At 71.1% G+C, this 21952-nt stretch carries 23 protein-coding genes; 14 read left to right on the top strand and 9 right to left on the bottom strand.

Going from position 1 to position 21952, the window contains the following annotated elements; genetic code table 11:
- Positions 1-69: 69 nt before the first annotated feature.
- Positions 70-846: a hypothetical protein gene (locus tag ASG91_RS13375; RefSeq protein ID WP_056923095.1), complete on the bottom strand. Its 777-nt coding sequence runs from the start codon at positions 844-846 to the stop codon at positions 70-72.
- A 198-nt stretch (positions 847-1044) separates the two neighbouring features.
- Positions 1045-2163, bottom strand: coding sequence for an endonuclease/exonuclease/phosphatase family protein (locus ASG91_RS13370; RefSeq protein WP_056923271.1), 1119 nt, complete (start codon positions 2161-2163; stop codon positions 1045-1047).
- Positions 2164-2323: 160 nt separating this feature from the next.
- Between ASG91_RS13370 and ASG91_RS13365 the strand changes: the two genes are divergently transcribed.
- Positions 2324-3193: a Bax inhibitor-1/YccA family protein gene (locus tag ASG91_RS13365; RefSeq protein WP_056923094.1), complete on the top strand. Its 870-nt coding sequence runs from the start codon at positions 2324-2326 to the stop codon at positions 3191-3193.
- Positions 3194-3543: 350 nt separating this feature from the next.
- On the opposite strand, the gene ASG91_RS13355 is transcribed toward ASG91_RS13365, so the two are convergent.
- The 3 genes from ASG91_RS13355 to ASG91_RS13345 form a co-directional block, all read right to left on the bottom strand.
- Complete coding sequence (locus ASG91_RS13355; protein WP_056923092.1) at positions 3544-4599, bottom strand: DUF695 domain-containing protein; 1056 nt, start codon at positions 4597-4599, stop codon at positions 3544-3546.
- Between the two features lie 104 nt (positions 4600-4703).
- Positions 4704-5927 (bottom strand): acetyl-CoA C-acetyltransferase, encoded by a 1224-nt coding sequence (locus ASG91_RS13350; protein WP_056923091.1) that lies wholly within the window; start codon positions 5925-5927, stop codon positions 4704-4706.
- 50 nt (positions 5928-5977) lie between these two features.
- Positions 5978-7060 (bottom strand): SGNH/GDSL hydrolase family protein, encoded by a 1083-nt coding sequence (locus ASG91_RS13345; RefSeq protein ID WP_056923090.1) that lies wholly within the window; start codon positions 7058-7060, stop codon positions 5978-5980.
- 188 nt (positions 7061-7248) lie between these two features.
- Between ASG91_RS13345 and ASG91_RS13340 the strand changes: the two genes are divergently transcribed.
- Positions 7249-8625 carry a cystathionine beta-synthase gene (locus ASG91_RS13340; RefSeq protein ID WP_056923089.1) on the top strand — a complete coding sequence of 459 codons (1377 nt, stop codon included), beginning with the start codon at positions 7249-7251 and terminating at the stop codon, positions 8623-8625.
- Positions 8626-8665: 40 nt separating this feature from the next.
- Here ASG91_RS13340 and ASG91_RS13335 read toward each other — a convergent pair whose 3' ends face one another.
- Positions 8666-9556, bottom strand: a complete 891-nt coding sequence (locus ASG91_RS13335; RefSeq protein ID WP_056923088.1) for a cobalamin-binding protein — start codon at positions 9554-9556, stop codon at positions 8666-8668.
- Between the two features lie 69 nt (positions 9557-9625).
- On the opposite strand from ASG91_RS13335, the gene ASG91_RS13330 reads away from it, so the two are divergent.
- Positions 9626-10135, top strand: coding sequence for a DUF1992 domain-containing protein (locus ASG91_RS13330; RefSeq protein WP_056923087.1), 510 nt, complete (start codon positions 9626-9628; stop codon positions 10133-10135).
- A 75-nt stretch (positions 10136-10210) separates the two neighbouring features.
- On the opposite strand, the gene msrA is transcribed toward ASG91_RS13330, so the two are convergent.
- A complete protein-coding gene (gene msrA, locus ASG91_RS13325; protein ID WP_371262054.1) occupies positions 10211-10933 on the bottom strand; it encodes a peptide-methionine (S)-S-oxide reductase MsrA in 723 nt (240 codons plus the stop codon).
- Positions 10934-11055: 122 nt separating this feature from the next.
- On the opposite strand from msrA, the gene ASG91_RS13320 reads away from it, so the two are divergent.
- From ASG91_RS13320 to ilvA, 8 genes are all read left to right on the top strand, one after another.
- Positions 11056-12069, top strand: coding sequence for a GNAT family N-acetyltransferase (locus ASG91_RS13320; protein WP_056923085.1), 1014 nt, complete (start codon positions 11056-11058; stop codon positions 12067-12069).
- Positions 12069-12554 carry an MOSC domain-containing protein gene (locus ASG91_RS13315; protein WP_056923084.1) on the top strand — a complete coding sequence of 162 codons (486 nt, stop codon included), beginning with the start codon at positions 12069-12071 and terminating at the stop codon, positions 12552-12554. Before ASG91_RS13320 ends, ASG91_RS13315 begins: the two co-directional genes overlap by 1 nt.
- 21 nt (positions 12555-12575) lie before the next feature.
- Positions 12576-13766 carry a cystathionine gamma-synthase gene (locus ASG91_RS13310; RefSeq protein WP_056923083.1) on the top strand — a complete coding sequence of 397 codons (1191 nt, stop codon included), beginning with the start codon at positions 12576-12578 and terminating at the stop codon, positions 13764-13766.
- Positions 13767-13782: 16 nt separating this feature from the next.
- Complete coding sequence (locus ASG91_RS13305) at positions 13783-15111, top strand: glutamate mutase L (RefSeq protein ID WP_056923082.1); 1329 nt, start codon at positions 13783-13785, stop codon at positions 15109-15111.
- 9 nt (positions 15112-15120) lie between these two features.
- Positions 15121-15537, top strand: a complete 417-nt coding sequence (locus ASG91_RS13300) for a VOC family protein (RefSeq protein ID WP_056923081.1) — start codon at positions 15121-15123, stop codon at positions 15535-15537.
- 125 nt (positions 15538-15662) lie between these two features.
- A complete protein-coding gene (locus ASG91_RS13295; RefSeq protein ID WP_056923080.1) occupies positions 15663-16634 on the top strand; it encodes an ATP-binding cassette domain-containing protein in 972 nt (323 codons plus the stop codon).
- Positions 16631-17488: an ABC transporter permease gene (locus tag ASG91_RS13290; RefSeq protein WP_056923079.1), complete on the top strand. Its 858-nt coding sequence runs from the start codon at positions 16631-16633 to the stop codon at positions 17486-17488. Before ASG91_RS13295 ends, ASG91_RS13290 begins: the two co-directional genes overlap by 4 nt.
- Positions 17489-17572: 84 nt before the next feature.
- Entirely contained in the window at positions 17573-18799 is a 1227-nt protein-coding gene (ilvA, locus tag ASG91_RS13285) for a threonine ammonia-lyase (protein ID WP_200961304.1), read from the top strand.
- A gap of 65 nt (positions 18800-18864) precedes the next feature.
- Here the strand turns inward: ilvA and greA are convergent, their stop codons facing one another.
- Complete coding sequence (gene greA / locus ASG91_RS13280; RefSeq protein ID WP_056923078.1) at positions 18865-19359, bottom strand: transcription elongation factor GreA; 495 nt, start codon at positions 19357-19359, stop codon at positions 18865-18867.
- A 398-nt stretch (positions 19360-19757) separates the two neighbouring features.
- On the opposite strand from greA, the gene ASG91_RS13275 reads away from it, so the two are divergent.
- Positions 19758-20213 (top strand): hypothetical protein, encoded by a 456-nt coding sequence (locus tag ASG91_RS13275; protein ID WP_056923077.1) that lies wholly within the window; start codon positions 19758-19760, stop codon positions 20211-20213.
- A gap of 62 nt (positions 20214-20275) precedes the next feature.
- On the opposite strand, the gene ASG91_RS13270 is transcribed toward ASG91_RS13275, so the two are convergent.
- On the bottom strand, positions 20276-20644 hold the full coding sequence (locus ASG91_RS13270; protein ID WP_056923076.1) for a DUF4307 domain-containing protein: 369 nt from the start codon (positions 20642-20644) through the stop codon (positions 20276-20278).
- 96 nt (positions 20645-20740) lie between these two features.
- Between ASG91_RS13270 and mca the strand changes: the two genes are divergently transcribed.
- Together mca and ASG91_RS13260 are read left to right on the top strand one after the other, a co-directional pair.
- Positions 20741-21676, top strand: coding sequence for a mycothiol conjugate amidase Mca (gene mca / locus ASG91_RS13265; protein WP_056923075.1), 936 nt, complete (start codon positions 20741-20743; stop codon positions 21674-21676).
- Positions 21673-21948 (top strand): hypothetical protein, encoded by a 276-nt coding sequence (locus tag ASG91_RS13260; protein WP_157606346.1) that lies wholly within the window; start codon positions 21673-21675, stop codon positions 21946-21948. Before mca ends, ASG91_RS13260 begins: the two co-directional genes overlap by 4 nt.
- Positions 21949-21952: the final 4 nt, after the last annotated feature.

Below are 21952 nucleotides of genomic sequence, written 5' to 3'. Positions count from 1 at the left end.
GTGTTCCGCGACCCGGATCCGGTGCTTGAATACCTCGACCGAGCAGAGCCGGACCTTCAGTCGGGACCCTCAGTCCAGGGCGCAGTGGATCTTGCGGGCCTTCGCGGCCGCCGCCTCGTAGGCCTCGAGCTGCTTCTGCCCCGTCTTCCAGTTCTTGTGCCAGGCCGCGGTCGCCTGAGCCGGCGTGAGATGACCCATCCGCAGCATCTCCATGTCGTGGACGTGGTGCTCCCAGGTCGTGACGGCGGGACGGGCGCGGGCCAGGGCCGTGTTGCGCGCCGAGATCGCGCTGACGCAGCTCTTGAGCGCCACCACCTGCCCATACGGGGCCGCGTTGGCCAGCGCAGGGTCCGGAGCCGGACAGCCCGTGCCGCTGGCCGCCAGCTCCTTGTCGGCGCGGCGGAAGTCGGCTGCGTTCTCGACGGCCTTGACCCGGGTCTCGTCCCAGAAGGTGGTGGCAACAGCCAGCGAGATCTTGCCCGCCACGAGCAGGTTCATGGCGTCGATGTGCTTGTCGAACTGTGCCAACGAGACGTCAGCTGCACTCAGTGGCGCCTGCTGTCGCAGGTTGGCCAACCGGCACCGCTCCGCCACGGCGGCCAGCGAGGTGGGGCCCCCTATGGTTGCGCTGGTCTCGGCACCGGTCCTGACGGCGGTCGAGTCCCGACTGGTCTCGCCCGGCTGCGCGGCGCTGGGTTGGGCATCGCGGGGACGGGGGCTCGCGGAGTCGCCCCGGAAGATGTCGCGCGTCAGGACGAATGGCAGGACCAGCGCGAAGATGCATGCCAGCACCAGGAAGAGGTCCCGTGCGACGCTGATGGTTGGGTGTTCGCCATTGAGGTTCATGGCCTGTCACCTGCCTCCGAAGGGATCCCTTCGAGTTTGTGCCTCCTGGCGCGCGGGGGTCGTCGACCAACCGGATTAGTGGTTGTCATCCAAATGGTGGAAACGGCACCAACCGTGACGCGTGCCCCCCTTCTGGACTTTCCACGCGCTGAGATCTCCACCCGTGGAGCGACTTCGGGGGTGGCTGACCGCCGAGGTTCAGAGGTCGACGTCGGCCCAGATCGCGGCGTGGTCCGAGGCGGCGTCCTGCTCGCGGGTGAGCGTCGGGTACATCTCCCAGCGCCCCGAGGAGGTCCACACGCCCTTGCGGAAGATGCCCGACGCGGTGACGGCGGCGAAGACGGCCGGCGAGCAGAGGATGTAGTCGATCTTGTTGCCAGCCCGTCCCGTCGTGTAGGTGCCCGGCCAGCCGCCGTCGTCGAAGCTCGGGTGGGTGGCGATGTCCTTGAGGTCGGTGGGGGCTGCGGCCGAACCCACCAGCAGCGGCGCGAGCGGCGCGGAGTCCGGGGTGTCGTTGAGGTCGCCGAGGACGACGATGTTCGCGATCCCCTCCGCGCGTCGGGCCCGGTAGATCTCGGCCACGCGCTCGGCCTGGCGCTGGCGGCGCCGGTTGGAGTCGCGCGCGCTGCCGTACCCCTTGGACTTGAAGTGGTTGACCATCACCAGCAAGGTCGCGCCGCTGGGCAGGGCGACGGTGTACTCGGGACAGTCCCGCCCGAAGATCGGTCCGGCCAGGTCCGCGTCGTCGACGTGGCTCACGATCCGTTGGATCTCGTGGTCGCCACGCGTCATGACGCCGACGTCGATGCCGCGGTCGTCGTTGCCGTCGATGAGCATGATGTGGCCGTAGATGCGGTCGCTGATCGGGCGCAGCAGGTCGACGTTGAAGCGCTGCAACGCGATCCGGCTCTCCGCCTCCACCACCCCGAGCACGTCGGCCGCGACGTCGTGCACCACCTGCGCGGTGTGCCGGACCGCGAGCTCGGTCACGGCCTGGGTCTTGAGCTCGAGCCACCCGACCCAGTCGGGACGACCGTCCGCCACGACGATCATCCCGCCGGTCTTCGGTCGCGTGATGAGGCGACCGCGGTTCTGGCGGAGGATGACGTAGGTCCCGGAGTCCGCCTTCTCCAGTCCCAGCGCGACCAGCCACTTCACGATGTTGGCCTTGTCGGTCGCGGAGTATGCCGCGTGCTGGAGGGTGCGGGTCAGCTTGGCGTAGGTGTCGAGGAGGGTGCGGTGGGTCGCCCAGTCGTCGGCGGCGAGCAGCCGGGCGCGGTCGAACAGGTTCTCCACGTTGAAGCTCGCGATCCTCACCACACCAGAGTCCCGCGCCCGACGCCGGGGCACCAGTGGTCCGCGCCGGTCGGCTTCGCCGTCCACAGGGGTGTGGCCCGGGAACTTTCACCCCCGCTCCGCACGTAGTCTGGGGTGAGCGGCCGACCGCAGGGCCGCCCTTCGCCTCCAAGGAGACAGCATGGCCAGCAACCCGGTGTTCGACCGGATCGAGAAGGAGTCCAGGCAGGGCTATGCCGGGTTCGGTCGCAGCGGTGCGCCGGCCCAGCAGCCGACGGCCGGCATGGCGTCCACGGACGGCATGACCAGCCAGCAGCTCCAGGACCTCTACAACCAGCCCTCCGCCGGGCCGGTCCAGACCAAGCGCCTCACCATCGACGACGTCGTGATGAAGACGACCGGCCTGTTCGCGATCGTGCTGGTCATGGCCGTCGTGGGCTGGCGGCTCGCCCCCACCAGCTGGGGTCCGATCGCCGTCTTCGGCGGGATCGCTTTCACCCTGGTCGTGGGCTTGGTCATCGCGTTCAAGAAGACCATCAGCGTGCCGTTGATCGTCCTCTACGCCATCGCCGAGGGCCTTTTCGTCGGCGCCATCAGCAACTACTACAGCCTCGCGTTCGACCCGCCGGAGCAGACCGACGTCTTCCGCGGGATCGTCGCGCAGGCCGTCATCGCGACGCTGTCGGTCTTCGCGGGCACGCTGCTGGCCTACAAGACCGGCATCATCAAGGTCACCGCCAAGTTCCGCCGAATCGTCACCATGGCCGTGATCGGCTACGCGATCTTCGCGCTGGTGAACTTCCTCTACGCCGTGATCGGCAACCACGCCTTCGGCATCGGCGGGACCGGCGCCCTGGGCATCGGCATCTCGCTCTTCGCGATCGGTCTGGCCGCTGCCATGCTCGCGGTCGACTTCGACTCGATCGACCGGGCCATCGCCGCCGGCGCGCCGGAGAAGTACTCCTGGCTGCTCGCCCACGGCCTGATCGTCACCTTGGTCTGGCTCTACCTCGAGATCCTGCGTCTGCTCGGGCGTCTGCGCAGCAACTAGCGTGACCCCGAGATCGCCTGTTCCGCAGGAGGTTTCGGCCGAACTGCAACGCGTGGTCCGGCGGTGGCAACAGCTACCGCTGGACCGCGCGCTGGCATGGGCGCCGAGCGTCCGGAGCCTGCTCGACGACCTCGCAGGTCCCCGAGGACCGGTCCCCGACCTCGGCCCGGCGGTCCTGATGGACCAGCTGACCGTCCTGGTCTACGACGTGTGTGAGGCAGGCGGCGGAGCCACGGCCGACCTGACCTCGCGGCTGGCCGACCTGCGCCGCGAGCTCGCCTGACCGGCATACCCGGACGGCTCGCCGGGTGGTCCCCGCGAGTCGTCGGCATGGTCGTGGGCGCCGTCGCTCAGGTGCGCAGGTGGGCCACGTTCGCCCACCCGGGGTCCGGAGTTACCCTGATCCGGACGTCCTGCGCCCACGGGTCGCACACCGCTGCGAGCGACGGCACCGCGTCGTCGGCGGTGGAGTCGAGGTAGACGTGCAGCAGCCGCACCCCCGCGTGGGACTGGTGGGCCACCACCCGACCGCTGTCGCCGAGCGCCCCGTTGATCGAGTCCTCGAGGGCGCGCAGCTCGGTCAACGCGTCCTGGCCGGGCAGCCCCGAGTCGGTCTGGTCGGAGTAGGGGACCGCGACCGCCGCGTGGGTGTCGAGGTCGGGCGCCGTGGCGGGGTGCAGCGGGATCTGGGCCATCGCCAGGATCGGGCCGCCGTCACCGGTGCCGTTGAGGATGGCCCAGTGTGGTTGGCCGTCCTCGTCGGTCGACTCGGCCTCGAGGTCTCGGACGACTGCCCGCAGCCCGGCGAGCCCGAACCCGTCCAGGGGCGGCACCACCGAGGGCGTCACCTCGCCGACCCAGAGCTCGACGCCGGTCTCGCCCAGGGCGGTGTCGAGGCCGAGGAACGTGATGGTGACCCGCGCGCGTTCGTCGAGCGCCTCGAACGCAGGATGGTGCACGGTCACGTCGATCCGTGATCCCTCGCGTCGGGCGCCCACCACGAGGTCTGCGAACGAGATGGTCTGGCCGCCCACCTCGAGGGTCATGGACTCGGGTTCGCGGTTGGCCTGCCGGGAGTCCGCGAACTCCCACGTGGCGTCGGCAGCAGGCGCGCCCCTGACCCACCGCCGGGCGGCGCCTCGAAGCGCCGCGTCTCCCTCGGGGCTGACCACCAGGCAGTGCTCGGCCTCGCGCCCGGGGCTGAGCTCCCACGCGAGTCCGGGGTGGACGGCCGAGACCCGACGGCTCATCGCCGCGACGAGGTCGTCGTTCGGGCGGCCCGCGATGCTGGCGTCTGCGAGCGCGCGACCCTCGGCGACCCACCAGTCCCAGAAGGCCGTCACCGACTCTCGCGAGCCCTGCCCGCCCTGGTCGTCACGGCCCTTCCTGCGGCTGAAGATCCCCATGGGCCCAGTCTTGCGGGCGCGGGCAGTCGAGAGGCCCGAAACCATGGATCCCGAGGGTGACGGGGATCGGTTTCGGGCCTCTCGAGGCGCGGGAAGGGCAGCGACTAGCTGAGGCGCTCGTAGATGATGGCCATGCCCTGGCCACCACCCACGCACATCGTCTCGAGGCCGAACTGCCCGTCCCGCGCCGCGAGGCCGTTGAGCAGGGTCGTCGTGATCCGCGCCCCGGTCGAGCCGAAGGGGTGGCCGAGGGCGATCGCGCCGCCGTGCACGTTGAGCTTGTCGAAGTCCATGCCGAGGTCGTCCGCGGACGGCAGCACCTGGGCGGCGAACGCCTCATTGATCTCGTAGAGGTCCATGTCGCCGATCGTCATCCCGGCGCGGGCCAGCGCCTGGCGTGACGCCTCGACCGGCCCGAGGCCCATGATCTCCGGCGAGAGACCGGAGACCCCGGTGGACACCACGCGCGCCAGCGGGGTCAGCCCGAGCTCCTTGGCCCTGGTGTCGCTCATGACCACGACAGCCGCAGCACCGTCGTTGAGCGGGCAGCAGTTGCCGGCCGTGATCGTGCCCTGCTCGCGGAAGACCGGGTTGAGGCCCTGGAGGGCCTCCAGCGTCACGCCCGCTCGGGGGCCGTCGTCCTTGCTGACCACCGTGCCGTCGCCGAGCGTGACCGGGGCGATCTCCCGCTCGAAGAACCCGTCGGCGATCGCCTTCTCGGCGCGGTTCTGCGACGAGACGCCCCATTCGTCCTGGCGCTCACGGGAGATACCGCGCAGGGTGGCGACGTTCTCGGCGGTCTGGCCCATCGACAGGTAGACGTCGGGCAGCAGGCCCTGCTGGCGCGGGTCGGCCCAGGTCTCGTTGCTCTGGGCGATCTGCTCGCTGCGGGCGGCCGAGCCGGCGAACTTGGGGTTCTGGTCGTCACCGGAGGACCCACCGGCACCGGCCCAGTTGGTGTACTGCGAGACGCACTCGACGCCACCGGAGACGAAGATGTCGCCCTCGCCGGCCTTGATCGCGTGGTAGGCCATCCGCGTGGTCTGCACGGACGAGGCGCAGAACCGGTTGATGGTGGAGCCGGGCAACCCGTCGAAGCCGGCGAGCACGGCCACGACGCGAGCCATGTTGGACCCGTGCCTTCCCGAGGGCTCGGCGCAGCCCCAGTAGAGGTCCTCGACAAGGGTGGGGTCGAGCTCGGGGACCTTGGCCAGCGCGGCCGAGATCACCTGCACCGACAGGTCGTCGGGACGGATCTCCTTCAGCGAGCCCTTGAACGCGCGCCCGATGGGCGTGCGAGCGGTCGAGACGATGACTGCTTCGGTCACGGGGTCCTCCTCATGCAACAGCGTCGAGGGGCCGCGAGATAAGCGGCCGCTTAGTCAGCCTCGATGGTATGCCGTGCGGCTGGGTCCGCGACTGTGGCGTTGCTCTCGTCGGGGGCGGGCGACTCGGCCTGGCGGTCGGGCACGGGGTCGTGCGGGCGGCGCAGCAGCATCGCCCAGCGACCGCGGGGGCCGCGGGCCTGACCGGCGATCTTGGTCGCGGAGACCTCGGTGCCGGGGTCACGGACGGCGTACTGGGCCGCGACGGCGACCGGGCCGACACCCTCACCGCGGCGCGCGTCGGGGTGCCGCTCCTCGCTCGGCTCGCCGATCCGGACCCCGAGGGCGTCGTAGACGCTCGGCAGGAGGGCGGCGGCCGCTCGGGCGTAGCCGGCGGGGGAGGGGTGGAACCGGTCAGCGCTGAACATCTCGTGCGGCCGCTCGGCGAACTCCGGGCCCAGCAGGTCGCCGAGCGACACCGTGCGGCCACCGGCCTCGACCACGGCGACGGTCTGCGCCGCGGCCATGTCACGGGACCACCGGCGCCCGATCAGCCGCAACGGCTGGGGGATCGGCTGGATGGTGCCGAGGTCCGGGCAGGTGCCGACGACGACCTCGGTGTCGAGGGCCCGCAGCGCCCGGACCGTGGTCTCGAGGTGGCGGACGGCGACGGCCTTGTTGATGCGGTGGGTGACGTCGTTGGCGCCGATCATGATGATCGCGACGTGGGGTCGTGGCACCTGGTCGAGGGCGTTGGCGAGCTGGAGCTCGAGCCCGGAGGACTCCGCCCCCACCACGGCGGTGTTGGTGAGGCGGACCGGGCGGCCGGTCAGGGCCGAGACGCCGTTGGCGATGATCGCGCCCACCGTCTGGTAGCGGTGGTCGGCTCCCATCCCCGCGGCGGACGAGTCGCCGAGGACGACGAGCTCGACTGGCTCACCCACGCCGGCGCCGTAGAGCCCGTTGTCGTCGGGGGAGCCGTCGAACGGCTGGCCGACGATGCGGCGGGCCACCTTGGCCTCGACCTTGAGCACGCCGTAGCCGATCGCGCCGAGTGCGCCGATGCCCGCAGCGAGCCCACCGCCACCGTAGGCGGCGGTGGCGGCGATCTTGCGAGCGCGTCGTGCCCGGCTCATGGGCCATCCCCTCTCGTCCGTGGCTCCTCTGACGGTAACGCTCGACGCTGACATGGTGTCCCCCTACCCCCTCGATGGTGCGACCGCCCCCGTCGCGTCGCATCCCCCACTTGAAGGAGAGGCGAGAGTCGGCTTTGAGACCACCCGCCCGGTCCGGAGGCCTGTCCAGCATCTGAGAGGATGGCCGGGTGAAGTACGCAGAGCACATCGCCGACCTGGTCGGGAACACGCCCCTCGTCAAGCTGAACTCGGTCACCGAGGGGATCGCGGCCACGATCCTCGCCAAGGTGGAGTACCTGAACCCGGGCGGGTCGGTGAAGGACCGCATCGCGCTCAAGATGATCGAGGCGGCCGAGGCCTCCGGCGAGCTCAAGCCGGGCGGCACCATCGTCGAGCCGACCTCCGGCAACACCGGCGTCGGGCTGGCCCTGGTGGCCCAGCGCAAGGGCTACAAGTGCGTCTTCGTCTGCCCCGACAAGGTGAGCCAGGACAAGCGCGACGTCCTCAAGGCCTACGGCGCGGAGGTCGTCGTCTGCCCGACCGCGGTCGCTCCCGACCACCCGGACTCCTACTACGAGACGTCCGACCGCCTGGTCCGTGAGATCGACGGTGCGTGGAAGCCCAACCAGTACGCCAACCCGATGGGCCCGGCCTCGCACTACGAGTCGACCGGCCCGGAGGTCTGGGACGACACCGACGGCAAGGTCACGCACTTCGTCGCGGGCGTCGGCACCGGCGGCACCATCACCGGCACGGGTCGCTACCTGCGTGAGGTCTCCGAGACCCGCGAGGGCGGGCGCGTGCAGATCATCGGCGCCGACCCGGAGGGCTCGGTCTACTCCGGTGGCACCGGGCGCCCCTACCTCGTCGAGGGTGTCGGCGAGGACTTCTGGCCCACCGCCTACGACCCCGCCGTCGTCGACGAGGTCATCGCGGTCAGCGACGCCGACTCCTTCGAGATGACCCGCCGCCTCGCCAAGGAGGAGGGCCTGCTCGTCGGCGGCTCCTGCGGCATGGCGGTCGTCGCGGCGCTGCGGGCCGCCAAGGACCTGCCTGCCGATGCCGTCGTCGTCGTGCTCCTGCCCGACAGCGGTCGCGGCTACATGTCGAAGATCTTCAACGACGACTGGATGAACTCCTACGGCTTCATGCACACCCACACCGAGACCACGGTCGGCGAGGTGCTGCACCGCAAGGCCGGCGACATCCCCGCCCTCGTCCACACGCACCCGACCGAGACGGTCCGCGACGCCATCGAGATCCTCCACGAGTACTCCGTGTCACAGATGCCGGTCGTCAAGGCCGAACCGCCGGTGATGGCCGGCGAGGTCGCGGGTTCGGTGAGCGAGCGGGCGCTGCTCGAGGCGCTGTTCAACGGCAGCGCGCACCTCACCGACTCGGTCGGCAAGCACATGGAGCCGGCCCTGCCGCTCGTCGGCGCCGGTGAGGCCGTCACGGCGGCTCGCCACGAGCTCGAGAAGCACGACGCGATCATGGTCGTCGAGGACGGCAAGCCGGTCGGCGTGCTGACCCGTGCTGACCTGCTGATCGCCTTGGTGGACTAAGGGATTCGTCGACCAGTCACCGACGGGCGCAGTGCGCCGGTCACCGCAGCCGTCGCGCCATGTCCGGGCGCGGCGGCTGCGCCGCGTCCGGGTGCAGGATGCCGGCCAGCGCCTCCACCCCGTCGACGAGGCGAGGTCCGGGGCGGGCGAAGCTGGCGTTCGCGTCGACCGCCCACACGGGTATGCCGTCGGGCAGCTCCCCGTCGTCGATCGCCTTGCGGCCCAACGCCGTCGATCCCTCGAGGTCGTAACCGCAGGGTGCACAGACGATGACCTCGGGGGCGCTGCCGCGCACCGCGTCCCACGTGACGCGCACCGACTTCTCGCCCGTGGTGCCCAGCGCGTTGATGCCCCCGGCTCGGGTGACCATCTCGGGCACCCAGTGGCCGGGCGCGAAGGCCGGGTCGGTCCACTCGAGCACCAGCGCACGCGGTCGGTGCGCGGCGTGCACGGCCGACTCCACGGCATACAGGCGGTCGCGGAGGCCGGCCACGAGCTCCGACGCGCGCGCGGACGTTCCCGTGGCGGCACCGAGCGTGGTCACTGAGGTGAGCACCTCGTCGAGGGTGTGGGGGTCGATGGTGAGGACCTCGGCTCGGCAGCCGAGGAAGGCCAGGGCGTCGTCGACGACGGAGACGTCCACGGCGCAGACGGCGCACAGGTCCTGGGTGACCACGAGGTCGGCGTCGAGGGCGCCGAGGGCTCCGGCGTCGAGGTGGTAGAGGTCTTCGCCGGCCGCCATGGCCTTGCTGACGAAGGCGTCGATGTCGCTCGCCGAGAGGCCCTCGGGAATGGCTGTCGTGGAGACGATCGTGCGCTCACGAGCCTCGGCCGGGGTGTCGCACTCGAACGTGACGCCCACGACCTGGTCGCCGGCGCCGAGCGCGAACAGGATCTCCGTCGTCGAGGGCAACAGGGACACGATCCGCATGCCGCGACCCTACGCGGGCCCGGCGCCGCGGCATACCGTGGCCTCCGGCGCCCGGGTTAGGTTGGCACCATGGAGAACTGGGAATCTCCGGTGGAACGCGCCATCCGTGAGGCGCAGGAGCGCGGGGAGTTCGACAACCTGCCCGGGACGGGGAAGCCGCTGCGCAGCCTCGGTGACCCCGAGCGGGACGACCCGGACTGGTGGGTCAGGCAGCTGGCTGAGCGGGAGCACCTCGACCTGTCGGGTGCGCTGTCGCCGCCGTTGGCGCTGCGCAAGGAGGCCGCCACGTTCCCGGGGTCACTGCTCGACCTGCGCACCGAGGCGAGCGTCCGCGCCGTGCTGGAGGACTACAACCACCGGGTGAAGACGGACCGGCTGCGGCCGGGGGTCGGGTCGACCTTCCCGATCTGGGCGCCGCTCGTCGACGTCGACGACCTGGTCGAGCAGTGGCGCACCCTGCGCGAGGAACAGGCTGCCCAGCGAGCAGCGGCCGCCGGCCACGCGACCACCTCGGCGGCTCGCGACCGTCAGGGCCCCGCGTGGCTCACCCGGCTGCTGCGGCGCCTGTCGGGAGCCTGACCACCAGGGGATCCGACGTCCATCCGTGCCTTCGACGCCACGGATGGACCTCGCGCGCGGTCAGCGCGGCGGGCCTCAGCCGCCGAGGTTGCTCGAGTCGTTGACGCGCAGCACGCTCTCCTGGGACGGCAGCTGGTCCTGCTTCACGATCCCGACCGGGCAGGTCATGCCGTTGGGCCCGTGGTTGCAGTAGCCGCCGGGGTTCTTGTAGAGGTACTGCTGGTGGTAGTCCTCGGCGTAGTAGAACGGGCCGGCGTCCTCGGCTGAGCGCAGCTCCGTCGTGATGGTGCCGAACGCGTTGTCGGTCAACACCTTCTGGAACGCCTCGCGGGTCGCCTCGGCGGCGCGCTGCTGGTCGGGGGTGGTCCAGTAGATCGCCGACCGGTAGGCCGTGCCGATGTCGTTGCCCTGGCGGTTGCCCTGGGTCGGGTCGTGGTTCTCCCAGAACTCCTTCAGCAGCAGCTCGGGGGTGGTCTGCTCCGGGTCGTAGGCGACCAGCACCGCTTCGGCGTGACCGGTCAGGCCGGTGCAGGTCTCCTCGTAGGTGGGGTTCGGGGTGAGGCCGCCCATGTAGCCGGCGGCGGTGGTGACGACCCCCGGGAGCCGCCAGAAGATGCGCTCGGCGCCCCAGAAGCACCCCATCGCGATGTAGAGCACCTCGGTGCCCTCGGGCCAGGGGCCCTCGAGCGGCGTGTGCAGGACGACGTGCTCGTCGGCGATGTGGAACGGACGTGTCTCGCGTCCGCGCAGGGCGTTCTCGGCGGTGGGCAGGGTGGTCTTGGCGCGCGATCCGAATATCACGACCGGTCCAACGCGGCCTGCCCCACGACTGTTCCGGCTGGACCTTACGGTGGGGTGACGTCCGCGCGGCCCGGGCAAACTCGGTGGCCCCGCCACGTCACCTCGGGGAAGGTGGTGCCATGGTCACCATCGTCCTGGTCGAGGACCCGCACGACGCCCAGCGCCAGCTCTTCGACGACTGGGCGGGGGTCTTCGCCGCTGACGGGCGGCACACCTTCGGCCCGGACCACTCCGCCCACTCGGCCGACGAGCTGCGGGAGATGACGCGCAGCACCTCGCAGCACCGGATCGCGTGGGCCGGGGTCGACCAGTCGGGCACCGTGGTCGGCGCGGCGGGGCTGGTGATGCCCAGGCACGACAACCTGGCGCAGGCCGTGGTCACCGTCGTGGTGCACCCCGACCACCGTCGGCGCGGCATCGGCACCGCTCTCCTGGAGCAGGCCGAGGCTTCAGCCCTCGAGCACCGTCGCACGGTCCTCCTCACCGAGACGCAGTGGCGGGTGGGTGCCCGCGACGAGAGCGGCGAGGACTTCGCCGCACGACATGGGTATGCCGCGGCGCAGACCGTGCTGCGCAGCTCGCTGTCCCTTCCCGCTGACCGGGCGCGGCTGGACGCCGCGGTGGAGGGGCACGACGCGGACGGGTACGTCGTGCGGACCTGCTGGGACGGCATACCGGAGTCGTGGTTGGCCGGACGCGCGGAGCTGAGCCGTCGGATGAGCACTGACATCCCGATGGGCGACCTCGTCCTCGAGGAGGAGCGGTGGGACGAGGAGCGGGTGCGCACCGACTACCAGCGGATCGCCGCGATCGGTCGCCGGGTCGTCGACGCATACGCCCAGCACGAGGCCACGGGTCAGCTGGTCGGCTACACCCAGGTGCAGGTGCCGCAGGCCGACCCGCAGGTGGCGTTCCAGCAGGACACCCTCGTGATGCGCGAACACCGAGGTCACCGGCTCGGGCTGCGGATGAAGGCGGCCGGGACGCTGGCGCTGATGGAGGGCTCGCCGGACACGACGAGCGTCCGCACCTGGAACGCCGACGACAACGCGGCGATGCTGGCGGTCAACCGCGACCTCGGCTTCGTCCACGACGGCATGATGCGCGAGTGGCAGAAGGTGGTGACGCTGTGATGGACGACCCGGTCGACGTCGACCTCGGCACGGTGGCCTCGATCCACGTCGCCAAGGCCACCAAGCTGCCCATGCGGCCGGTCGAGTCGGTCGTCGCCGAGGCGGGCGCAGGGCTGGTCGGCGACCGCTACCACGGCTCCAAGCACCGCCACGTCACCGTGCAGTCGGCACCCTCCCTCGCCGACGCGAGCCGGGCCCTCGGCGCCCCGGTCGACGCAGGCGCCACCCGTCGCAACATCACCCTGTCCGGCGGGCCGGTGCCGGGCCGCCCGGGCACCCGGATCCGGATGGGGGAGGCCCTGCTCGAGGTGGTGCGCCCCGCCGCACCCTGTCGCCTGATGGACGACCTCATCGGCCCCGGGGCGATGAAGGCCCTCCACGCGCGCGGCGGCACGGTGTTCCGGATCCTCGAGGGAGGGGTCATCCGGCTGGGCGACCCGGTGGTGCGGGAGGACGCGCAGGAGGGGTCGCCGGAGGGCTCCTGAGCGGGGGCTAGCCTTGCCGCCATGACGGAGCAGCACAGCACTGACCACGGCTTCTCGACGCGTGCGATCCACGCGGGGCAGGAGCCGGACGCAGGCACCGGAGCGGTGATCACCCCCATCTTCCAGGTGTCCACCTACAAGCAGGACGGGATCGGTGGCTTCCGCGGCGGCTACGAGTACAGCCGCTCGGCCAACCCGACCCGCACCGCCCTGGAGGAGTGCTTCGCAGCGCTCGAGGGTGGCGCCCGCGGCTTCGCCTTCTCGTCGGGTCTGGCCGGTCAGGACACCGTCCTGCGGGCCCTCCTCACGCCCGGTGACCACGTGGTCGTCCCGAGCGATGCCTATGGCGGCACCTACCGGCTCTTCAACAAGGTCCTGACCACGTGGGGCGTGGACCACACCATCGCGCCGATGGGCGACCTCGACGCGGTGCGCGCCGCGATCCGCCCCGGCAGCACCAAGATCCTCTGGGTCGAGACGCCGACCAACCCGTTGCTCGGCATCGCCGACATCTCCGCCCTGGCCGAGCTCGCGCACGGCGCAGGCGCGTTGCTGGTGGTCGACAACACCTTCGCCTCGCCCTACCTGCAGCAGCCGCTCGCGCTCGGCGCCGACATCGTCACGCACTCGACGACCAAGTACTGCGGCGGCCACTCCGACGTCGTCGGTGGCGCCGTCGTGGTGGGCCACGACATCACCGTGCCGGGCTTCGAGGACGCGGTGGATCGCGTTGCGTTCCACCAGAACTCGATGGGCGCGGTCGCCGGACCGATGGACGCCTGGCTCGTCCTGCGCGGGCTGAAGACGCTGGCGCTTCGGATGGAGAAGCACAGCGACAACGCCGAGCGCGTCGTGGAGTTCCTCACCGCCCACCCAGCCGTCAGCGCCGTCCACTACCCCGGCCTGGAGAGCCACCCCGGCCACGAGGTCGCGAAGCGCCAGATGAAGCGGTTCGGAGGCATGATCTCTTTCCAGGTCAGGGCGGGGGAGGACGTCGCCGTCAAGGTCTGCGGCGAGACCCAGCTGTGGACCCTGGGCGAGTCCCTCGGCGGGGTGGAGTCGCTCATCGAGCACCCCGCGCGGATGACCCACGCGTCGGTCGCCGGCACCGAGCTCGAGGTGCCCGCCGACCTGATCCGCCTGTCGGTCGGCATCGAGGACGTCGAGGACCTCATCGCCGACCTCGGGCAGGCCCTCGACCGGCTCGGCTGAGGCGAGCGGCGCGCTCGTGCAGCTGCTCTGCGTCGACTTCGGGTCGACCTTCACCAAGGCGGTGCTCGTCGACGGCGAGGGTGCCGTGGTGGCGACCGCCTCGACCCCGACCACGGTCGGCACGGACGTCCTCGACGGGTACCGCACCCTCCGCGACGAGCTGCGCCCGCACGGCGCGGTCGACGAGGTGCTGGCCTGCTCCAGCGCCGGAGGGGGGCTGCGTCTCGCGGTGGTCGGCTACGAGCGCGAGGTCACGGCTCAAGCGGGTTTCCGCGTGGGGCTCAGCGCCGGTGCGCGCGTCGCCCACGTGACGTCCGGGCCGCTGTCGGGGGCTGACGTGAAGGCCCTGCGGGACAGCCGTCCCGACCTCGTGCTGCTGGTGGGCGGCACCGATGGCGGCAACGCAGAAGTGTTGCTGCACAACGCCTCTCGGCTCGCCAAGGCGCGGATTTCCGCACCACTCGTGGTCGCCGGGAACGCCGACGCTCAGGCGGAGGTCGCGGCGGCCCTGTCGGCCACCGGTCGCTCGTTCACCGTGGCGGACAACGTGCTGCCGTCGATCGGTGTGATCGCGCCAGAGTCGGCCAGGGCCGCCATCCGCCGGGTCTTCCTCGAGCACGTGATCGGGGGCAAGGGCCTCTCGCGAGGGCCGGACTTCGGTGCGATGGTGCAGGCGCCCACTCCTGACGCGGTCCTCGACGGGGTCGCCGTGCTGGCCGAGCACCTCGACGGCGACGTCATGGTCGTCGACATCGGCGGGGCGACGACCGACGTCTACTCGGCCCTGCGCCCCCAGGGCGAGGACTCCGGCCTCGCCAAGGACGTGGTGGCCCCCCTGTGGCACGCGCGCACCGTGGAGGCCGACCTCGGGATGCGGTGGAACGCCGAGGGCATCGTCGAGGCCGCGCGGCGCGAGCACGTCCCCGTCCCCGACGGCATCGACGGGTATGCCGCGAGCGTCGTCCGCGACACCGGTCACCTCCCCGAGGATGAAGGGGAGTGGGCGCTCGACCTCGCGCTCGCCCGGGCCGCGGCGGTGGTCGCCGTGCGCCGCCACGCGCGTCCGCCCGCACCGGGCGCTGGGGCCCGGCCCCTGGCCGATGTGCAGGTCGTGGTGGGTTCCGGTGGGGTCCTGCGCCACGCGGACGCCCCCGGTCGGGAGCAGGTGCTGCGGGCCGTCGCCGGTGACCACGCGGGCGGGTGGAAGGTCCCGCGGGACGCCGCGCTGGTGACGGACACGGCATACCTGCTCTTTGCGGTGGGGCTGCTGCGCGAGGCGCACCCGGAGGTGGCCCGGGCGCTGGCCCGGACGGTCGTGGGCCCCGGTGTCGGTGGTCTCTCCTAACGTCGGGGCATGAGCGACGACACCGTCCCGAAGCCCAAGCTCGACCTCGTGGTGCTCGACTGCCCCGACGCCCTGGCGCTCGCCCGGTTCTACGCCGAGGTGCTCGGCTGGGAGACCGAGCCCGACTCCGACCAGGGCTGGGCGACCCTCGTGCCGCCGGGCGGGGGTCTCACCCCCGACCACCCCGATGGCCGGGCGACCCTGGCGTTCCAGCAGATCGACGACTTCGTCCGGCCCACCTGGCCCGGTGGGGCCCACCCACAGCAGTTCCACCTGGACCTCTGGGTGGAGGGGATCGCGGCGGCCGAGCCGGCGGTGCTCGCCGCCGGGGCGACCGTCCACGATCACCAGCCGTCCGAGGACGGCGGGTTCAAGGTCTACCTCGACCCGGCCGGCCACCCGTTCTGCCTGGTCGGCCGACCCTGACGCCGCGCGGGCTTGTGCTGCCCGGGCGAAACGCGATACAACGTGTTGTGACAGACGCGATATAACGTGAATGGAGCGCCGAAAATGAATGGTCGACCACCCGCGCCGCCGCCTAGGGTCGAGCGATGACCTCCCCCGCGATCGAGGCCGAGCACCTCGTCAAGAAGTTCGGAGACACGACCGCCGTCGACGACGTCAGCTTCTCCGTGCCGGAGGGGTCCGTGCTGGGTCTCCTGGGCCCCAACGGTGCCGGCAAGACGACCACCGTGCGGATGATGACGACCCTGGCCAAGCCGACGAGCGGCACGGCGCGGGTGGCCGGCCACGACGTCCTGCGAGAGCCCGACGCGGTGCGTCGCTCGATGGGTCTGACCGGCCAGGCCGCGACCGTGGACGAGCTGCTCACCGGACGCGAGAACCTGCGGCTCATCGGATCGCTCTACGGCCTGTCGGGCAGCTACGTGAAGTCGGCCGGCGCCGACCTGCTGGAGCGGTTCTCCCTCACCGAGGCAGCCGACCGCACCGTGAAGACCTACTCCGGCGGCATGCGTCGTCGGCTCGACCTCGCGGTGAGCCTCATCGCCACCCCGCCGGTGCTGTTCCTCGACGAGCCCACGACGGGTCTCGACCCCCGCAGCCGGGTCGAGCTGTGGGAGGTCCTGCGCGGCCTGGTCAAGGACGGCACCACGCTGCTCCTGACGACCCAGTACCTCGAGGAGGCCGACCAGCTCGCCGACCGCATCGTCGTGATCGACCGTGGCCAGATCATCGCCGAGGGCACGCCGCTCGAGCTCAAGGACCGCAGTGGCAAGGCCAGCCTGGTGCTGACCGTGTCGCGGGCCGAGGACCTGCAGACCGCCGCCGACATGCTGCGCCAGCGGGTCTCCGAGGTGCACGTCGACGAGGCCGCCCGCCAGCTGACCGCGCCGGCCGAGGGGCTGCGCGACATGACGAGGATCGCCGCGGTCTTCGAGGACAGCTCGATCGAGCTCGACGACCTCGGTCTCAAGCGACCGAGCCTCGACGACGTGTTCCTCCACCTCACCGGCCACCGCGCCGAAGAGCCCACCGAGACCGAGCAGGAGCAGGCGTCATGACCACCGACACCACGACCCGGCAGTCGGCCAGCGGGATCGCCCGACCCGAGATCAAGCCGACGGGGCTGCTGCGCCAGTCGCTGGCGATCACCCGTCGCAACCTCATCCACATCAAGCGGATGCCCGAGATGCTGATGGACGTCACCATCCAGCCGGTGATGTTCGTCCTGCTCTTCGCCTACGTCTTCGGCGGTTCGATCGCGGTCAAGGGCTCACCCGCCGGATACCGGGAGTGGCTGATGGGCGGGATCATGGGGCAGACCATCGCCTTCGCGTCCTTCATCGTCGCCGTCGGCCTCACCGCAGACATCGACAAGGGCATCGTCGACCGCATGCGGTCGCTGCCGATCAACCCCTCGGCCGTGCTGGTGGGCCGGAGCATCTCCAGCCTCCTGCACTCCAGCATCGGCATCCTCGTGATGTCGGTGACCGGGTTGTTCGTCGGCTGGCGGATCCGCGGCAGCTTCGCCGAGGCCGTGCTGGCCTACGCGCTGCTGCTGCTCTGGGGCTTCGCGATGATCTGGATCGGCATCCTCGTCGGCTCGGCGATGCGGTCGGTCGAGGCCGTGAACGGGCTGATGTTCACGACGATGTTCCCGATCACGTTCCTGGCCAACACCTTCGCGCCGACCGACAACATGCCCCACTTCCTGAGGGTCATCGCCGAGTGGAACCCCATCTCGTCGTTGGTCCAGGCGGTCCGGCAGCTGTGGGGCAACGACCTCCCGGTGCCGGCCGACGCTGCACTCCCGCTGCACCACCCGATCATCACCACGCTGATCTGGACCGTCGGGCTCACCCTGGTGATGGCCCCACTCGCGATCCGCGCGTTCGCCAAGCGCACCGAGGGCTAGCCAGCCCCCCTGCCCGGGCCCAGGCCCGGGCAGGGGGGTCAGGGGCGTCTCCGGGGCCGGTCCGGAGGGACTAGCCTTCCGGCCATGGCATCACCGACGCTGTCAGTCACCCTGGACGACGTGCGCGCTGCGCAAGACCTGCTCAGCGGCGTCGTCCGACCCACCCCGCTCGAGTACAGCCGGGCCCTGTCCGACCGGGTCGGCGCCGAGGTGTTCCTCAAGTGCGAGAACCTCCAGCGAGCGGGTTCGTTCAAGATCCGGGGCGCCTACACGCGGATGGCTCGGCTCTCCGACGCGGAGAAGGCCCGGGGGGTCGTGGCGGCGAGCGCCGGCAACCACGCGCAGGGTGTCGCGCTGGCCGGCCAGCTGCTGGGCATCGACGTCAAGGTCTACATGCCGTACGGCGCCCCGATGCCCAAGCTGCTGGCGACGCAGGCCTACGGCGCGACCATCGAACAGGTCGGCACGACCATCGACGAGTGCCTGGTCAAGGCCCGCGAGTGGGAGTCGACCAACGGCGCCGTCCTGATCCACCCCTTCGACCACCACGACATCGTCGCGGGCCAGGGCACCGCGGGGCTCGAGATCCTCGACCAGTGCCCCGACGTCCGGACCATCGTGGTCAGCACCGGCGGCGGTGGGCTCCTCGCCGGCATCTCCGTGGCGGTCCGGGCCGCGCGGCCCGAGGTGCGGATCATCGGCGTGCAGGCCGAACAGGCGGCGGCCTACCCCTTGTCCCTCGCGGCAGGCAAGCCGGTCGCCTTCGAGAACATGCAGACCATGGCCGACGGCATCGCCGTCGGGATGCCCGGCGACGTGCCCTACGCGCTGGTGCGCGACCTCGTCGACGCGATCGAGACGGTCAGCGAGGAGGAGCTGTCCCGAGCCCTGCTGTTCGTCCTCGAGCGAGCCAAGCTCGTCGTCGAGCCGGCCGGCGCCGCGGCGGTGGCCCACCTGCTCGACCGGGCCGGCCACCAGCACCTCGACGGACCGGTCGTGGCGGTCCTCTCCGGCGGCAACATCGACCCGCTCCTGCTCCTGCGGATCATCCGGCACGGCATGGCCGCCGCCGGTCGCTACCTGCAGTTCCGGGTGCGGATCTCGGACCGGCCCGGCCACCTGGCCCGGCTGCTCGCCGACTGCGCGGCCGTCGACGCCAACGTGCTGGAGGTCGAGCACATCCGCACCGGCACGACCATCACGGTCGACGAGGTGGAGATCGGGCTGCAGCTCGAGACCCGGGGCAAGCAGCACTGCGAAGAGGTCCTGCGGACCTTGCGCAGCAAGGGCTACCAGCTCAAGTTCGGCTGACCGGCACACCCCGACACCGCAGAAAGGCCGCCCCGAGGGGCGGCCTTCTGCGTGGTGGAGAGTGCTCAGCCGCCGTGCGGCTTGGCGCCCTTCACGGACACCTGGATGACCTTGCCGTTCGGGGCCTTGTAGGAGGCCTTGTCGCCGACCTTCTTGCCGTTGATCGCGGCGCCCAGCGGGGACTTCTCGCTGTAGACCTCGAGGTCGCTGTCACCGGCGATCTCGCGCGACCCGAGGAGGAAGGTCACGTCGTCGCCGAACATCTCTACGGTGACGACCATGCCCGGCTCGACGATGCCGTCATCAGCCGGCTTGGCTCCCACGACGGCGTTCTCGAGCAGCTGGGTCAGCTGGCGGATGCGGGCCTCCATCTTGCCCTGCTCCTCCTTGGCCGCGTGGTAGCCGCCGTTCTCCTTGAGGTCGCCCTCGTCGCGGGCCGCCTCGATCTTCTTGGCGATCTCCGTACGGCCTTCTCCGGACATCTGGTCCAGCTCGGCCTTCAGACGGTCGAAGGCCTCCTGGGTCAGGTAGCTCGCGGTGGGGGTCGCGGTCTCGCTCACGGTGATACTCCTTGATCGGGTCCCCGTCGGACGCGGTTGCGTCTCGGAGAGGGTGGTACGCGCAGCGGCCCGGACCCCGACCACGTCGCTGTTGACGTCGCAGTGGCCGGTCCAGACCGCTCGGTGAAAGGACAAGACTACCTCGCGCCGCACGAACACGTCGCTGAGCCTTTCAACAGCGCTGCGCTGAACATCTGGACAACCCGTCAGGTACGCCGCGTGGCCGGCTCTGCAGACCCATCGCCTCTCGCAAAACCGCAGGTCAACGGCTGTTCGGCGGCAGTCCGAGCGGCACGATCCGCCCGGTCGGGTCGCGCCCCAAGTCAGTCCCAAGTGGTGGGCGGCATCCTCGTCCCAGACGACCACCGAGGACGTCCCGACCAGAGGAGCGAACCAGCATGTCCGTCACCACCCCCGACCGCCCGGCCGACGCCTCGACGCGCGCCGCTCTCCGGGCGCTCCCGCGCAGCAGCGGTGGAGCCCTCCGGCTGGCGATGGCCGTGCTGCTCGCGACCGACCTCGTCGGCGGGCTCGTCGCGGTTCGCGCCGGGGTGAACACCTGGGGCGAGGCGTGGGGCCCGGAGGCCCTGCTCGCTGCACCGGTGCCGATGATCGTGGCGCAGCTGCTGCTGGTCTGGCTGGCGACCCGACGCCTCGGCCGGGGTGCCGCCGTGGCCGCAGGGCTGCTGGCCACCGCGTGCCTGGTGAGCGTCGTCTCCGGGTTCTTCGACGGTGGCCTCGGCAACGCCGAGCTGACCGCCGGGCTGGCTGCCTACCAGTACGTCCTGCTGGCCGTGACGACAGCGGTGGGCGCGCTCGCCATCCGGCGCACCGTCGCCGCCCTCGCCCGCTGATTCGATGTGAACGCGCAGGAGATCCCCGGCGCGTTTACATCGACACGCGGATGGAGGGTCGGTCAGGAGTCGGGCACGCAGTCCCGCACGCTGCCGCCCACGGCCCGGGACGCGGTGCGGACCAGCACCTGCAGGTGGCTCGACCGCTGGGTGGACGCAGGCACCGGCACCTCGAGCACCCCGACGACGCCGTGCGCGGTGTCCTGCGCCTGCACCGTGCAGACGACCTCCTGGCCCGGGGAGCGGTGGACGTCGAACCCGACCTGCACGCTGGTGTCGTCGATGACCTTGTAGTCGGTGTCGGTCCAGGTGATCGCGCCCAGGCTGTTGGCCAGTCCGAGCCAGACGGCGAGGGCGATCCCGATCGTGCAGCCGATCGTGCCGATGACCCACCAGCGGCCGGTGCCTGGGGCGGGACGGGGGAGCGGCATGGGTGACCTTCTGCGGGTGAGAGGATGGCTGGCGGTTCCGAGTGTCTGACGACTCTGGACAATGATTGTCGACGATGGACGAGCGAGGTTCTGCAGGTGGCTGACCGGTTGCGGCTCATGGCGGTGCACGCGCACCCCGACGACGAGTCGAGCAAGGGCGCGGCGACGATGGCGAAGTACGCCGGCACGGGCTATGACGTGCTCGTCGTCTCGTGCACGGGTGGGGAGCGCGGCGACGTGCTCAACCCCCGGCTCAAGGGCGACCCCCACATCGAGCGCGACCTGGCCCAGGTCCGGCGCGAGGAGATGAAGCGGGCCCAGGAGATCCTCGGCGTCGACCACACCTGGCTCGGTTTCGTCGACTCGGGTCTGCCCGAGGGTGACCCGCTCCCCCCGCTGCCGGACGGGTGCTTCGCGCTCGAGCCGATCGAGGTCACCACCGAGGCGCTGGTCCGCGAGATCCGGCGGTTCCGTCCGCACGTCATGACGACCTACGACGAGAACGGCGGCTACCCCCACCCCGACCACATCATGACCCACACGGTCTCGATGGCCGCCTTCGCGGCGGCCGGTGACGCCGCGGCATACCCCCATGCGGGTGAGCCGTGGCAGCCGCTGAAGATCTACTACAACTCGCACAACCGGGCGAAGTACGCGGCGTTCCACGACGCGCTGCTCGCGCAGGGCGTCGAGAGCCCGTATGCCGACTGGCTCAAGGACTGGGACCCGGCCACCGCGCGCACCATCACCACCCGCGTGGAGTGCTCCGACTTCTTCGACCAGCGCGACCAGGCGCTGCTCGCGCACGCCACCCAGATCGACCCCGACGGCGCGTGGTTCCGGGTGCCCCGCGAGATGCAGGTCAGTGTCTGGCCGACCGAGGACTTCGAGGCGGCGCTGTCCTACGTGCCCGTCGAGCCCGTGGAGGACGACCTGTTCGCGGGCATCCCCGACGCGGCGACGGGTGACGAGCTCGCCACCCGCGGTGACCTCGAGATCGCGTACGACGGCCGCAAGGAGAAGACGACGTGAACGGCGCACCGTCGGCGATGGTCTCGCCGGGCCTGTGGGGCTTCGTGGCGTTCTTCGTGCTGGCTCTCGCGCTCTACCTGTTGATGCGCAACATGAACGCGCGGATGCGACGGATGTCCTACGCCGCGCAGGAGCGCGAGCGGGAGGCCGAGGCGGAGCTCTCCGGGAAGGACCCGGGCCGGGGCGAGCCCGGCGCGCCGGAGCCGGGACGTGACGTCGACACTGGTGACGCTGAGGGCGACGGAGAGCAGACTGGGGAGCCCAGGACCTAGCGCT

Source organism: Phycicoccus sp. Soil802, assembly GCF_001429605.1.
GTDB lineage: Bacteria > Actinomycetota > Actinomycetes > Actinomycetales > Dermatophilaceae > Pedococcus.
This window is presented reverse-complemented; position numbering and strand designations above follow the sequence as displayed.

What these genes read in the sequence shown, in the direction of transcription:
- ASG91_RS13300 (WP_056923081.1), top strand. Translation starts at nt 15,121, where the DNA reads ATGAGCGACGACACCGTCCCGAAGCCCAAGCTCGACCTCGTGGTGCTC.
- ASG91_RS13355 (WP_056923092.1), bottom strand. Translation starts at nt 4,599, where the DNA reads ATGGGGATCTTCAGCCGCAGGAAGGGCCGTGACGACCAGGGCGGGCAG.
- ASG91_RS13375 (WP_056923095.1), bottom strand. Translation starts at nt 846, where the DNA reads ATGAACCTCAATGGCGAACACCCAACCATCAGCGTCGCACGGGACCTC.
- ASG91_RS13295 (WP_056923080.1), top strand. Translation starts at nt 15,663, where the DNA reads ATGACCTCCCCCGCGATCGAGGCCGAGCACCTCGTCAAGAAGTTCGGA.
- ASG91_RS13310 (WP_056923083.1), top strand. Translation starts at nt 12,576, where the DNA reads ATGACGGAGCAGCACAGCACTGACCACGGCTTCTCGACGCGTGCGATC.
- ASG91_RS13345 (WP_056923090.1), bottom strand. Translation starts at nt 7,060, where the DNA reads ATGAGCCGGGCACGACGCGCTCGCAAGATCGCCGCCACCGCCGCCTAC.
- ASG91_RS13330 (WP_056923087.1), top strand. Translation starts at nt 9,626, where the DNA reads ATGGAGAACTGGGAATCTCCGGTGGAACGCGCCATCCGTGAGGCGCAG.
- ASG91_RS13275 (WP_056923077.1), top strand. Translation starts at nt 19,758, where the DNA reads ATGTCCGTCACCACCCCCGACCGCCCGGCCGACGCCTCGACGCGCGCC.
- ASG91_RS13290 (WP_056923079.1), top strand. Translation starts at nt 16,631, where the DNA reads ATGACCACCGACACCACGACCCGGCAGTCGGCCAGCGGGATCGCCCGA.
- ASG91_RS13270 (WP_056923076.1), bottom strand. Translation starts at nt 20,644, where the DNA reads ATGCCGCTCCCCCGTCCCGCCCCAGGCACCGGCCGCTGGTGGGTCATC.
- ilvA (WP_200961304.1), top strand. Translation starts at nt 17,573, where the DNA reads ATGGCATCACCGACGCTGTCAGTCACCCTGGACGACGTGCGCGCTGCG.
- ASG91_RS13365 (WP_056923094.1), top strand. Translation starts at nt 2,324, where the DNA reads ATGGCCAGCAACCCGGTGTTCGACCGGATCGAGAAGGAGTCCAGGCAG.
- ASG91_RS13320 (WP_056923085.1), top strand. Translation starts at nt 11,056, where the DNA reads ATGGTCACCATCGTCCTGGTCGAGGACCCGCACGACGCCCAGCGCCAG.
- ASG91_RS13335 (WP_056923088.1), bottom strand. Translation starts at nt 9,556, where the DNA reads ATGCGGATCGTGTCCCTGTTGCCCTCGACGACGGAGATCCTGTTCGCG.
- ASG91_RS13315 (WP_056923084.1), top strand. Translation starts at nt 12,069, where the DNA reads ATGGACGACCCGGTCGACGTCGACCTCGGCACGGTGGCCTCGATCCAC.